At 59.4% G+C, this 13,337-nt stretch carries 15 protein-coding genes; 12 read left to right on the forward strand and 3 right to left on the reverse strand.

Translation table 11 applies throughout. From position 1 onward, the window contains the following. Positions 1-12: 12 nt before the first annotated feature. Positions 13-1,590, forward strand: coding sequence for a M81 family metallopeptidase (locus tag ABXH05_RS11970; protein ID WP_353561210.1), 1,578 nt, complete (start codon positions 13-15; stop codon positions 1,588-1,590). On the opposite strand, the gene ABXH05_RS11975 is transcribed toward ABXH05_RS11970, so the two are convergent. From ABXH05_RS11975 to erpA, 3 genes are all read right to left on the reverse strand, one after another. Continuing rightward, positions 1,563-2,000: a GFA family protein gene (locus tag ABXH05_RS11975; RefSeq protein WP_353561211.1), complete on the reverse strand. Its 438-nt coding sequence runs from the start codon at positions 1,998-2,000 to the stop codon at positions 1,563-1,565. The genes ABXH05_RS11970 and ABXH05_RS11975 overlap by 28 nt on opposite strands. Next, a complete protein-coding gene (xth, locus tag ABXH05_RS11980) occupies positions 1,993-2,778 on the reverse strand; it encodes an exodeoxyribonuclease III (protein ID WP_353561212.1) in 786 nt (261 codons plus the stop codon). Before xth ends, ABXH05_RS11975 begins: the two co-directional genes overlap by 8 nt. An 85-nt stretch (positions 2,779-2,863) precedes the next feature. Continuing rightward, a complete protein-coding gene (gene erpA / locus ABXH05_RS11985) occupies positions 2,864-3,241 on the reverse strand; it encodes an iron-sulfur cluster insertion protein ErpA (protein WP_348140549.1) in 378 nt (125 codons plus the stop codon). 144 nt (positions 3,242-3,385) lie between these two features. On the opposite strand from erpA, the gene ABXH05_RS11990 reads away from it, so the two are divergent. The 11 genes from ABXH05_RS11990 (at position 3,386) to tatC (ending at position 13,286) form a co-directional block, all read left to right on the forward strand. Further along, entirely contained in the window at positions 3,386-3,841 is a 456-nt protein-coding gene (locus tag ABXH05_RS11990; protein ID WP_348140547.1) for a YtoQ family protein, read from the forward strand. Positions 3,842-3,844: 3 nt separating this feature from the next. After that, complete coding sequence (locus ABXH05_RS11995) at positions 3,845-5,047, forward strand: deoxyguanosinetriphosphate triphosphohydrolase (RefSeq protein WP_353561213.1); 1,203 nt, start codon at positions 3,845-3,847, stop codon at positions 5,045-5,047. An 84-nt stretch (positions 5,048-5,131) separates the two neighbouring features. Further along, positions 5,132-6,898, forward strand: coding sequence for an arginine--tRNA ligase (gene argS / locus ABXH05_RS12000; protein WP_353561214.1), 1,767 nt, complete (start codon positions 5,132-5,134; stop codon positions 6,896-6,898). Positions 6,899-6,954: 56 nt separating this feature from the next. After that, positions 6,955-7,761 carry an SPOR domain-containing protein gene (locus ABXH05_RS12005; protein ID WP_353561215.1) on the forward strand — a complete coding sequence of 269 codons (807 nt, stop codon included), beginning with the start codon at positions 6,955-6,957 and terminating at the stop codon, positions 7,759-7,761. Then, positions 7,761-8,795 carry a beta-N-acetylhexosaminidase gene (gene nagZ / locus ABXH05_RS12010; RefSeq protein WP_353561216.1) on the forward strand — a complete coding sequence of 345 codons (1,035 nt, stop codon included), beginning with the start codon at positions 7,761-7,763 and terminating at the stop codon, positions 8,793-8,795. The genes ABXH05_RS12005 and nagZ overlap by 1 nt, the downstream gene beginning before the upstream one ends. Before the next feature lie 74 nt (positions 8,796-8,869). Then, positions 8,870-9,739, forward strand: a complete 870-nt coding sequence (locus ABXH05_RS12015) for a segregation and condensation protein A (protein WP_353561217.1) — start codon at positions 8,870-8,872, stop codon at positions 9,737-9,739. Beyond that, complete coding sequence (gene scpB, locus ABXH05_RS12020) at positions 9,736-10,644, forward strand: SMC-Scp complex subunit ScpB (RefSeq protein ID WP_353561218.1); 909 nt, start codon at positions 9,736-9,738, stop codon at positions 10,642-10,644. Before ABXH05_RS12015 ends, scpB begins: the two co-directional genes overlap by 4 nt. Before the next feature lie 42 nt (positions 10,645-10,686). Then, entirely contained in the window at positions 10,687-11,769 is a 1,083-nt protein-coding gene (locus ABXH05_RS12025; protein WP_348140533.1) for an ABC transporter ATP-binding protein, read from the forward strand. Between the two features lie 107 nt (positions 11,770-11,876). Further along, on the forward strand, positions 11,877-12,119 hold the full coding sequence (locus ABXH05_RS12030) for a twin-arginine translocase TatA/TatE family subunit (RefSeq protein ID WP_348140531.1): 243 nt from the start codon (positions 11,877-11,879) through the stop codon (positions 12,117-12,119). A gap of 4 nt (positions 12,120-12,123) precedes the next feature. Next, positions 12,124-12,480, forward strand: coding sequence for a Sec-independent protein translocase protein TatB (gene tatB, locus ABXH05_RS12035; protein ID WP_353561219.1), 357 nt, complete (start codon positions 12,124-12,126; stop codon positions 12,478-12,480). Beyond that, a complete protein-coding gene (tatC, locus tag ABXH05_RS12040) occupies positions 12,477-13,286 on the forward strand; it encodes a twin-arginine translocase subunit TatC (protein WP_353561220.1) in 810 nt (269 codons plus the stop codon). The genes tatB and tatC overlap by 4 nt, the downstream gene beginning before the upstream one ends. Positions 13,287-13,337: the final 51 nt, after the last annotated feature.

Genomic DNA, 13,337 nt, shown 5'->3' on the forward strand with positions numbered 1-13,337 from the left:
GAGGCGTCCGTCATGCGTGTCGCAGTGGGTGGTTTTCAGCACGAGACCAACACATTTGCCCCTCAAAAGGCGGATCTGGATGCATTCCTGCAGCCTGACGCTTGGCCGGCCCTTCAAGGCGGACCTGGTCTCCTGACCACCTTTGCGCCGGGTGCCGATGGCGGCAGCGACATGAACATCCCGATTGCCGGATTTCTTGCCGAAGCACCTGCACAGGCCCTGACCCCAGTTCCCATGGTCTGGGCCGCAGCCACGCCGTCTGCTCATGTCACGTCAGACGCCTTTGCCCATATTGCCGGCATGATGGTGGAAGAACTCGAGCGTGCCCTGCGTGATGGGCCGCTGGATGCAATCTATCTTGATCTGCATGGCGCCATGGTCACCGAAGAAATGGAAGACGGTGAGGGCGATCTGCTGGAGTGGATCCGCGACATAACCAACGGCCAGATCCCGATCGTCGCGTCACTTGATCTCCACGCCAACGTGACTGCCAAGATGATGCGCAACTCGGATGCACTGGTGGCGTACAGGACCTATCCCCATGTGGATATGGCAGAGACCGGCGCCCGTGCGGCGAAGCTGGTTGCCAATCTTGCCCGCCGGGCCGGACGCCCCGCAAAGGCGTTCCGCAAACTCAACTATCTCATCCCGCTCACGGCGCAATCGACCATGAGTGATCCGGCAGCGTTGATCTACGCAGACGTGACCGCGCTGGAACGCCTCAAGCTTGATAGCGGTGGCAGTGATGAATCTGAAATTCTGACGGCATCTGCAACCATGGGATTTCCACCCGCCGACATTGCGGAATGCGGTCCTGCGGTCATGGCCTACGCGGACACTCAGGAAGCAGCCGACGAAGCCGTGGACCGGTTGGCTGAAACCTTCATGGAGTTCGAGCGCGGCTTTCGCCAGAAAATTTGGACGGCAGAAGAAGCGGTTGCCTATGGCGAAGCGGCCAGCGACCTTGACCGCCGCGACGGGCCTTTGATCCTTGCAGATACGCAGGACAATCCCGGTGCCGGTGGCAATGGCGATACGGTGGGCATTCTGCGCTCGCTCATTTCGGGCGCTGAGACGGCGCTATGCGGTGTGCTGTTCGATCCGGCTGCCGCGAACACGGCATGGGCTGCGGGTGAAGGCGCTGACGTTCAGCTGTCGCTGGGTGCCTGGACAGGTGGCGCCCGAGAAAAACCCATTGAGGGCAAATTCAAAGTCCTCAAGCTGCATGATGGTGAAATAGACGCACACGGACCATTTTATCGCGGCGCGCATCTGTCTCTTGGAAAATCAGCATTGCTGATGATCGAGGATGTGCGCGTGGTGGTGGCCAGCCACAAGGTTCAAACTGCTGACCGCGCCATGTTTACCGCTTTCGGTGTGGAGCCTGCGGCGGAAAACATTGTCGCCGTCAAAAGCTCGGTTCACTTCAGGGCCGACTTCCAGAAGATTGCCCGTGACATTGTGGTGGTTGGAAGTCCCGGCCCCAATCCGGCAGATCATGTGGACCTGCCATATCGGCGGCTGCGCAGCGGTGTGAGGCTCATGCCCATGGGGCCCGCGTTTCAGCGATCACGCAAACCGTTGAAGTAGGCTTCCACGTCTTTTTCCGGCAGCGTCTCATCGAACCCACGCATGAAGCGGGGGCTATCCTTCTTGAAAATTTGAAACCTGGGTGCCGCGGCACTCGGGTCGTCGAGGGACCCACCAGCAATATCAATCTCGTCTTTGTTGTCATTGACGCGGTAGGTCAGTGTGGACCCACATGCGCTGCAAAAACCCCGGCTGGCCCAACTGGAAGAGGCGAACTCTGTTGGCGCTCCCTGGGTGAGCCTGAAGGCTTTGGGGTCAATACCAAGCCAGACAACGAACGGCGCACCGGAGTGGCGCTGGCAATCCGCGCAGTGGCAAATTCCGGCGTTGATCTCAGGCGCAGAGATTTCATAACGGACCGCGCCGCAGGAGCAGCCGCCGGTCAGGGGTCGTTGAGCCTGACTAGCCAAAGTCCAACTCCGCCCAGACAGGCACATGGTCTGACGGCTTTTCCCAGTCGCGCACATATTTGTCGATGTCACAGGACACCAGACGGTCAGCGGCGTGGGCGCTCAGCATCAAATGGTCGATGCGGATGCCGTTGTCCTTCTGCCAGGCCCCGGCCTGATAGTCCCAGAAGGAATATCGATGCGGCGTTGTGTGACACGCCCTGAACGCGTCCGTCAGACCGAGGTTGGCGATAGAGCGAAAGGCCTTGAGCGTGTCCGGCCGGAACAGGGCGTCGTCGGCCCAGGCGGCTGCATCGTGCACATCGTCGGGTGTTGGAATGACGTTGTAGTCACCTGTCAGAGCCAAGGGCTCCTCATAGGCCAGCAGTGTTTCCGCGTGGGCACGCAGCTTGTCCATCCAGTCCAGCTTGTATTCATATTTGGGGCCCGGTGCCGGGTTGCCATTGGGCAGATAGATCGAGGCGATGCGCAGCATCTGATCACCTGCGGGAACGAGACCTTCCAGATACCGCGCCTGTTCGTCGCCTTCCATGCCGGGCAGGCCACGGGTCACGTCTTCAAGCGGCGACTTCGAGAGAATGGCGACGCCGTTATACGTCTTCTGCCCATGGGTCTCGACGTTGTAGCCGGCGTCCTCGACCTGCGAGCGGGGGAAAGCGTCATCCACGCATTTGAGTTCCTGCAGGCACACGACATCAGGGTCCGCGTCCTTCAGCCAGGCGAGCAGGTTGGGCAGGCGTACTTTGATGGAATTGACGTTCCAGGTCGCGATCTTCATGAGGCACTCCGCAAATCAAGGTTGCGGAGGTTAGGCGAGGGCACGTCCGAAGACCAGAAGATTGACCGGAACAGGGGCCAGAAGGCTAGACCGAGAATGATGTCCCGCAGCCACAGGATGCGGTCGCATTGGGATTTTTGACCTGAAAGGACTGTCCAATGAGGTCATCCACATAGTCCAGCTCAGACCCGCCGACATACATCAGCGAGACCGAATCCACGAGGACTGTCGCACCGTCGCGCTCGATCACCAGATCGTCGTCGGTTTTGGTGTCATCGAGGGTAAAATTGTACTGGAAGCCCGAGCAGCCGCCGCCTTCCACGCTGACGCGCAGCATGGTGCCATCCGCCTCGCCAGAGAGGATTTTGCCAATCTGCTTGGCCGCGCTGGCTGAAACGGTGAAATCACCGCCAGTGGCCGGAATAGCGTCTGCAGAGTTGCTCTCGACTTGAACGTCGCTCATGGGTACACCCTCGATACACAAATTCGCACAGGTGGCATTGCACCGGTTTTTCAACCTTGCGATGCGACTTGTTATTATTAGGTAATCGCACATAAGCGATTGTCAATCTAGGTGCCCAAACGAGCCCCAAGAAACGAGCCAAATATGAGCAAAACCTGGCAGGTCTATCTTTCCGGCGAAATCCACACTGACTGGCGCGACCAGATCGAAGCAGGCACCAAGGCGGCCGGACTTCCCGTCGTGTTCTCAGCCCCTGTGACCGACCATGGCTCATCAGACGCCTGCGGTGCGGATATCCTCGGCGCGGAAGACAACGAGTTTTGGTACGACAACAAGGGCGCGAAGGTGAACGCCATTCGCACCTCCACGCTCATCAAGGGTGCGGACATTGTGGTGGTGCGGTTTGGCGATAAGTACAAGCAGTGGAACGCGGCTTTTGACGCAGGCTACGCGGCAGCGCTCAACAAGCCGATCATCACCCTGCATGATCCTGACCTGCGGCACCCGCTGAAGGAAGTGGATGGTGCCGCCCTGGCCTGGGCGCAGGAACCCGCGCAGGTGGTTCGGATTTTGAAATACGTCATCGACGGGACGCTCTAGCCTGTGGCACCAGCCCTCACCAAGCCGATCACCGGCGACCTTGCACCCTATGCAACTGACCCGTCTGCCACGCGCGGCCGGCGGCATGACGAAATGGAAAGCCGCACGCGGTCTCCCTATCAGCGGGACCGTGACCGGATCATCCATTCAGGGGCATTCCGCCGGCTGAAACACAAGACGCAGGTCTTTGTGTATCACGAGGGCGATTATTACCGGACGCGGCTGACGCACTCCCTTGAGGTGGCGCAGATCGCCCGGTCGCTCAGTCGCTTTCTCGGCCTTGATGAGGACCTCGCCGAAGCGCTCGCGCTTGCCCATGATTTGGGGCACACGCCCTTCGGCCATGCAGGCGAGGACGCCTTGGCAGAATGCATGGAAGGCTATGGCGGCTTTGATCACAACGCCCAGACCCTGCGCATCGTCACGCGGCTGGAGCAGCGCTACGCTGACTTCGACGGGCTGAACCTCACATGGGAAACCCTTGAAGGTGTCGTGAAGCACAATGGCCCTGTGATTGCGCAAGGCGAGGGGACAGATCAGCTGCCACGCGCCTTCCGCGAGTATGAAGGTCTCGCGTCGCTGGACCTGCATACCTACGCCAGCCTTGAAGCGCAGGTGGCGGCGCTGTCAGACGACATTGCCTACAACAATCATGACATTGACGACGGCCTGCGCGCCGGGCTGTTCACAGCGGATGACCTGATGTCACTGCCGCTGGTCGGCGACATGTTCCGCGAAGTGCATGACGCCTATCCCGGACTGGCTCCACGACGCCTGCGTCACGAAGCCATCCGTAGACTGATTTCTCATATGGTTGAAGACGTCATTGGCGAGACGACACGGCGGTTGGAAAAAATCCAGCCCGGCAATAGCGACGATATCCGAAATGCAGGGATGCAAATTGCTTCGTTCTCCGAAGAGATGCAGGCCCACGACCGGGCGCTCAAGTCTTTTCTGCTGGAACGGATGTATCGCCACTTCCAGGTCAACCGGATGATGAGCAAGGCCAAGCGCGTGATGACCGAAGTGTTTGAGCTGCTGGTCAATGAGCCAACGCTGCTTCCCAATGAGTGGCAGGACATGACGGACGGCCCACGCACGGTCAAAACCGCTGAAACAGTCTGTGACTACGTAGCAGGCATGACTGATCGATTTGCCATTGAGGAACACCGACGATTGTTCCAGCCGGACCCGATCTTCCGATAGGCGTACTCACAGGCCTGCATGACAAACAGCGCTCAAAGGTGTATCGAGCGCTTCCTCCTCATTTCTATTTTGACGTCCACACACATGAACCTATTCAGCGATATCCGCACCGTCCTTTTGCAGACGCTTGAGACCCTGTCGTCCGGCGGCACACTTCCGGGCGACCTGGACCTTGGCAATGTGACGGTTGAGCCGCCGCGCGATCCGTCACATGGGGACATCGCCACCAATGCTGCCATGGTTCTGGCCAAGCAGGCCAAGATGAAGCCGCGCGACATTGCAGACGCGATCGCCGCTGAAATCACCTCTCATCCTTCCATTGCATCTGCGGAAGTTGCTGGCCCCGGCTTCATCAATTTGCGCCTGGCTGAAGACCTCATGCGCGCGCAGGTAACAGGCGTGCTCGAGGCGGGAGAAAAATTCGGCGATGCAGATGTTGGCGGCGGGCGGAAGGTGAATGTGGAATACGTCTCCGCCAATCCAACAGGCCCGATGCATGTGGGCCACTGCCGTGGCGCCATATTTGGCGACGCGCTGGCGAACCTTCTCAACAAGGCCGGATACGATGTGGCGCGCGAGTACTACATCAATGATGCTGGCGGTCAGATTGAAGTCCTGGCGCGCTCGGCCTTCCTGCGATATCGCGAAGCACTTGGCGAGACCATTGGCGACATCCCGGAAGGTCTTTATCCGGGCGACTATCTGGTGCCGGTGGGACAAGCCCTTGCGGCAGAACACGGCAAGAGCCTGAGTGACATGGATGAGGCTGAATGGCTTCCCATCGTCAAAGACGCTTCCATTGATGCCATGATGGCGATGATCCGCGATGACCTTGCCGCCTTGGACATTCACCACAAGGTGTTTTTCTCCGAGCGCGATCTTGGCCGGTCGGACGAGCAGGGCTCGAAGCTGGCGGAAGCGATTGACCTGCTGGACGGCAAGGGCCTGCTCTATACGGGCGTTCTTGAACCACCCAAAGGCAAGAAGCCGGATGACTGGGAAGCGCGGCCGCAGCTTCTCTTCAAGGCCACTGAGTTTGGTGATGACGTCGATCGCGCACTCAAGAAATCTGACGGCACGCACACCTATTTTGCCGCCGACATTGCCTATCACCTGGACAAGTACCGGCGCGGCTTCAATGAGATGATTGATGTGTGGGGCGCCGACCACGGCGGCTACATCAAGCGCATGCAGGCAGCCGTCAAAGCCCTGTCCGATGGCGAAGGATCACTGGACGTCAAGATTTGCCAGATGGTGAAGCTCTTCCGCGCTGGCGAGCCGGTGAAGATGTCAAAGCGCTCCGGTGAATTCGTTACCCTGCGGGATGTGGTGGATGAAGTGGGCCGCGACGTGGTGCGGTTCATGATGCTCACCCGCAAGAACGACGCACCGTTGGACTTCGACTTTGCAGCGGTGATGGAACAGTCCAAGGACAATCCGGTCTTTTACGTTCAGTACGCCCATGCGCGGATCTGTTCGGTGCTGCGGCTGGCGGCTGATGATTTCCCGGATGCTGATCTGTCTGACGCGGCCCTGGCAACAACAGACCTGTCTCCCCTGGATGACGAAGCCGAGCTGGCGCTTATCAAGCTCATGGCCGGTTTCCCGAGGCTGGTGGAGCAGGCGGCCCTGTCCCATGAACCTCATCGTGTCGCATTCTATCTGCAAGATCTGGCTGCCGGGTTCCATGCATTGTGGAATAAAGGCAAGGATGACGCCCGGTTGCGGTTTATCCACACAGATCAACCGGGTGTTACCATGGCCCGTCTGGCTTTGATTCGCGCAGTAGCGCTTACGCTGGCCGCGGGGCTTGGAATACTTGGCGTCACCCCGGTTAAGGAAATGCGCTAGACCGCCAGAAAGCGGTGCATGTGCGCAGATAACAGGATCAGGAGGGGCAAGGGCCCATGTCCAATATGGATCAAGATGATGACCGGTATGCGCGCAGCGCGTTTGACCCGGTGATGGTCGATGAAATGGACACCTACGACGCCACCGACGAAGACGATGAGCCTGCGGGCCGCGGCTGGCTGATGTTGATCGTGGTGCTGGCTGTTTTGGCGGCCCTCGCGGGGGTTGTCTATTTCGCCTATCAGCAGGGCCGTGAAGAAGGCATTCGCACAGCACCACCAATCGTGCGCGCCGATGGCGGACCTGAGAAAGTGGCTCCTCAGGAGCCTGGCGGAATGGAAATTCCCCATCAGGACAAAGAGATTTTCGAGCGGATCAATGGGGACAGCACAGCTGGTGACGTGGAAGCGGGCGTAGAACGCCTTCTGCCGCCGCCAGAAGAGCCGGGCACCATTCCAACCGCACCTGCAGCGCCGACACCGGCACCCGCAGCTGAAGCCACGCCTCCGGCGGCTGAACCAGTTGCACCTGTTGCTGTGGCACCGACACCCGCGCCAACTCCGGCACCAACACCTGCGCCAGTTGCTCAGCCAACGGCTCCTGCAGCGTCCACCGGGGGATGGGTCATACAGATTGGTTCTTTCCGGGATCAGGCGCGTGCCCAGACCGAATGGGCAGGCCTTCAGCGCAAACATGCCGGTATCCTTGCGGCTGCAACGGCTGACATTCAGCGGGCAGACCTGGGCGATCGGGGCATCTGGTATCGTCTGCGTGCTGCGACCTATGCCACCAAGGGTGCTGCAGAGACTGCCTGTGGCAGTCTCAAAGCCGCAGGAACTGACTGTCTGGTGCGTAAGCGCTAATGGCGGAAAGTGGCGCGCAGGCGCTTCAGGTGCAGGCTGCCATTTACGGCTGTGAAGGCCTGACGCTGTCAGAAGCGGAAATTCGGTTTTTCCAGGATGCAAACCCGTGGGGTTTCATCCTGTTTGCCCGCAATGTGGATACACCGGCGCAGGTCGCAGCCCTGTGTGACTCCCTGAGAGACACAGTGGGCCGGGACGCACCGATCCTGATTGATCAGGAAGGCGGACGCGTCGCGCGTCTCAAGCCGCCGCATTGGCGCAAATACCCGCCGGTGCGGACCTATGGCGACCTCTTTCAGCAGGACAAGGCTGCAGGGCTTGAAGCCTGCGAGCTGGGCGCGTTCCTGATTGGTCAGGAGCTGCGTTCCCTTGGCATTGATGTGGATTGCGTGCCGCTCGCGGACGTTCCACAGCCCGGTGCGCATGACATCATCGGGGATCGGGCCTATGGCGAAACGCCCGAGCAGGTCATCGCGCTTGCCCGCGCGGCAGCAACCGGGCTTGAACAGGCGGGTGTGCTGCCGGTGCTCAAGCATATTCCCGGTCATGGCCGGGCAGGGGTGGATAGCCACGAAGACCTGCCGGTGGTCGATGCCTCTGCCGACAGCCTGCGCGAGATAGACTTTCGGCCGTTCGTGTCGCTGGCGGACCTGCCCCTGGGCATGACGGCGCACGTGGTGTTTACGGCCCTTGATCCCAAAAATCCGGCAACAACCAGTGGCGATGTCATTCGTCTGATCCGCGAGGAGATCGGATTTGACGGGCTTCTCATGGGGGATGATCTCTCCATGAAGGCCCTTGGTGGATCAATGGAAAGCCGTGTCACCGAATCGATTGGTGCAGGGTGTGACCTGGTCCTGCACTGCAATGGGCACATGGATGAGATGGAAGCGGTGGCAAGCGCGACATCCAGCCTCTCTCCACCGGCCTTACTGCGCTCAGAAATGGCGCTTTCCCGCCGAAAACCCTTCAGTGGCGAATCGGTTACAGCCGCAGTTCAGAGATGGGATGAACTTCTCAGTGCAAGTGCTTGACGGTGCCCTGTCACTAGGCAGACGGTGAGGTTTCATACCCACTTCATAGTCACACCGGACATGGAATTGATCAGTTGAGCCCCGGCGAAGTCTACGATTTTGAAAGCGGCGCACCGCGAGAGACGGACGCATCCAACGCGGATGTTGATCCACGCTCGCTGGTCATTGATGTCGATGGCTTTGAAGGTCCGCTGGACCTGTTGCTGACACTTGCGCGGTCCCAGAAGGTCGATCTCGCCAAGATCTCCATTCTCGAGCTGGCCGAGCAGTATCTGGCCTTTGTTGAAGAAGCCAAGAAACTGGAGCTGGAACTCGCCGCTGACTATCTGGTCATGGCGTCGTGGCTGGCTTTCCTCAAAAGCCGCCTGCTGCTGCCGCCTCCGGAAGAGGACGAAGAGCCCAGCGCCGAAGAGATGGCCGCCCGGCTTGCCTTCCGTTTGCAGCGCCTCGAAGCCATGCGCGAGAGCGCGGCCAAGCTCATGGCGCGCGACCGGTTGGGTCGGGACATATTTGCCCGCGGCATGCCTGAAGGCGTCCGGGTCATCAAGAAGAGCCAGTACTCGGCTGAAATCTATGACCTGCTGAAAGCCTATTCGACACAACGTGCCGTCCAGAAGATTGATCGCCTTAAAATGGCCCGCCAGCCGGTGTTGACTATTGAAGAGGCGCGAACGCGACTTGAGAGCATGCTGGGGACACTGATTGACTGGGGCCTTATCGACAGTCTGGTTCCCCCGGAGTTTTCCGAAGGCAAGGATCGCCGGTCAGGTATTGCCAGCACGTTCTCAGCCAGCCTTGAGTTCGCAAAACACGGCAAGATTGAACTCCGGCAGGCCAGCCCTTTCGCGCCGCTCTACGCACGGCGCATCGGAGATGGGTCACCAAACGGGCCGCGACTACACACAGAAGAGCCGGTTGATGCAGCAAACGGAAACGCCTCATGACGAACGCACCGCGCAGGGCTGAAACACACGACATGCACGAAGATGACGATATCGAGGAGGAGGCCGTCGGTTCTGAGACCGAAGCGGCTGACGCTGCGTCTTCAGAAGCAGAGGCCTCAAGTGAGGACGCTGCAGAAACGTCAAATGTCGCCAGCATCTCTGATGAAAACCGGGCCAAGACACTTCGGATGGTCGAAGCGCTGCTTTTTGCTGCTTCAGAGCCACTCGATGTGAAGAGCCTGGCTCAGCGCCTTCCCGAAGGTACGGATGTGCCGGGGCTGCTGACTGAACTGCAGGCGTTCTACGCGCCGCGCGGCGTCAATCTTGTGCCCGTGGGCGGCAAGTGGCTCATGCGGACGGCAGAAGACCTTTCGTTCCTACTGCAGCGTGAAGCTGTGCAGATGAAGAAGCTGTCACGGCCCGCCATGGAAACACTGGCGATCATTGCCTACCACCAGCCCGTGACCCGCGCCGAAATCGAAGAAATCCGCGGTGTATCGGTGTCCACTGGGACGCTGGATGTACTGCTGGAAACAGGCTGGATGCGCCTGCGCGGTCGCCGCAAGACCCCAGGTCGCCCACTGACCTACGGCACCTCTGAAGACTTTCTCGTTCACTTTGGGCTGGAAAGCGTACGGGACCTTCCCGGCGTTGATGATCTCAAGGCGGCCGGTTTGCTGGACGCCCGTCTTCCACCGGACTTCTCAGTGCCTCAGCCAGGTGATGATCAACTGGCCGATGACGAAGAGGAACTGGCCGAAGATGACAGCGGCGAAGAGCTCTTGATCGGCGAAGCCTCTGATGAAGTCATCCCGGAGCCTGTTGCTTCAACTGAGGATGAAACCACCTCGGAGGCAGCCGAGCCGGCAGGCGACAATGAGGCGGACGCAGATAATCGCGAATAAGCCGCATTTGTACTTGAGCGCATTCTGACTATTGTGCGCCCCATGACCGCTCGGCTCTCCTTCAAAGGCATCGCGCATCAATATGATGTGCAGCTGGCACTCCAGGACCTTTCCCTGGACGTGGCAGCTGGCGAGGTCGTGTGTCTGCTTGGACCTTCGGGGTGCGGCAAGACAACGACGCTTCGCATCGCAGCGGGTGTTGAGCGTCCGACCACTGGCCGTGTCGAAATTGACCAGACTGTGGTCGCGGGCCCCGGTGTGTTTGTGCCACCGGAAAAACGCGGTGTCGGCCTCATGTTCCAGGATTATGCGCTGTTTCCGCATCTCACGGTGCTGGACAACGTGAAGTTCGGCCTGCATCAGCATGCCAAGGACGAACGCGAGCCGATTGCGTTGCGGGCACTGGAGGGTGTCGGCATGACACGCTATGCCCACGTCTATCCAAGTGTGTTGTCCGGCGGTGAACAGCAGCGCGTGGCGCTGGCACGGGCGATGGCACCAGGACCGCGCATCATGCTGATGGACGAGCCATTCTCAGGGTTGGACAACAGGCTGCGGGACAGCGTGCGGGATGAAGCCCTATCCCTGATTGACCAGTCAGGTGCCAGCGCATTGCTGGTGACCCATGATCCGGAAGAAGCCATGCGCATGGCGGATCGCATCGCGCTCCTGCGCAAGGGCAAGCTGGTGCAGGTTGGAACGCCGCAAGAGCTCTATTACCAGCCCGTGGACGCAGAGGCCGCCGCATTCTTCAGTGATGTGAACCGCTGTGGTGGCACTGTTGAGGGCGGGCTCATCACCTGTGCCCTTGGCACATTTCCAGCCCCCAACATTGCTGAGGGCACGAAAGTGGACATCGTGCTGCGTCCAACTGCCATTGAACTTGGCAGCGGTGGGGTCGGGGTGGCAGCAATCGTCCGCCGTGCCCGCCTGCTTGGGGAGGAAAGCCTCATAGAGATTGAGGTAGATGGCCACGACGGCCTTGTTCACGTTCGCGTACGGGGTGCATGGCTGCCGGCGGAGGGCACAAGCGTTCGGGCGGCAGCAGCCCCTGATCGGGCCTTGATTTTTGCGGATAATGCGCTTGTTTCTGGTGGCGAGAGCACAGTTAACCGTCAGCGCTGACATGCAACCTTGCAGGTTGCCGCACTGCAAACCATCTGAGACACTAGGGTTCTCTTGAATTCATTAGGTTTTCGCCCCTTTTTGGCGGCTTGTTGGGAGTATTTCATATGGGACTGAGCATCTGGCAGATCCTTATCGTCGTCGTGCTGGTCATTCTCCTTTTCGGCCGTGGCAAGATTTCTGATCTCATGGGTGATGTTGCCCAAGGCATCAAGAGCTTCCGCAAAGGCATGAGCGATGACGACGCAGGCAACGCTTCGGCTGGAAAAACAATCGAAGGGGAGAGCGTTGACGGTAACGCCACCGTCGATGCCAAAGATACGGCACAGCGCGAAACGCTAAAGAACTAGACCTGTGTTTGATATCGGCTGGTTTGAGCTCCTCATACTAATGGCACTCGCCGTCATCGTGGTGGGTCCAAAAGACCTGCCCAAAATGATGACGACGGTTGGCCGGTACGTAGCCCGCGCGCGGTCCATGGCAGCCGAGTTTCAACGTGGCTTTGAAGACCTGGCGAAGGAAACCGAACTGGAAGAACTCAAGCGCGAAATTGATCGTGTAGGAGAGGGCGACATTCTTTCTTCTCCGCCTCCCATTCGTCCGAATGAGGACGAAGACGCACCGGCCAAAGACGCGAAGTCTGACACACCGCTCAAAACTGTCCGCACTGAAGCCGGCGGCGAAACCGTTGCACCGGGAGAACGCGGGTGAGTGAACGCGACGGCACCGATGACATTGAGGCCAGCCGGGCACCTCTCCTTGAGCACCTCATCGAGCTACGCACACGGCTCATCAAGGCGCTGATCGCGTTTGTCATCGCCTTTTGCATCACCTTTTATTTTGCCGAAGACATTTACGCCTATCTGACGCAGCCCCTGGCTGAGGCCCTGTCCGGCGACCCGGGCCGCCGCCTGATCTACACAGCCCTGCAGGAAACTTTCTTCACCTACATCAAGGTCGCGATGTTTGCGGCCCTGTGTCTGTCGTTCCCGTTTGTTGCCGGGCAGGTGTGGCTGTTCATTGCGCCGGGCCTCTATCGCGATGAGCGCGGGGCGTTCCTGCCATTCCTCGCGGCGACGCCCGTCCTGTTCATACTGGGTGCGTCGCTGGTGTTCTATTTCATCATGCCGATGGCAACTGAGTTCTTTCTGGGTTTTGAAACGACCGGCGGTGACGGTGCCTTGCCAATTCAGCTGGAAGCCAAGGTCAACGAATATCTGTCTTTGGTAATGACCCTGATCTTCGCCTTTGGCCTCGCGTTTCAGCTGCCCGTGCTGCTGATGCTGATGGGCCGCGCAGGGCTCGTCTCCGCTGATGGTCTTGCCAAGCAACGCAAATATGCCGTCGTGGGGGCATTTGCCGCCGCAGCTATCCTGACGCCGCCAGACCCCATCAGCCAGATTGGCCTGGGTGTGCCCATTATCCTGCTCTACGAGATTTCCATCATCGGTGTTCGCATGATCGAGAAGAAGCGGGCTGAGAAGCAAGCAGCGGAAACCGGGAACGAGGTTGCCTAAACGGCTTCTGGACCGGTCCGGACCTGCATCGTATAGAGGGGCCGGACCCTA

Origin of the sequence: Pyruvatibacter sp. HU-CL02332 (assembly GCF_040362765.1) — a bacterium.
Classification (GTDB): domain Bacteria; phylum Pseudomonadota; class Alphaproteobacteria; order CGMCC-115125; family CGMCC-115125; genus Pyruvatibacter.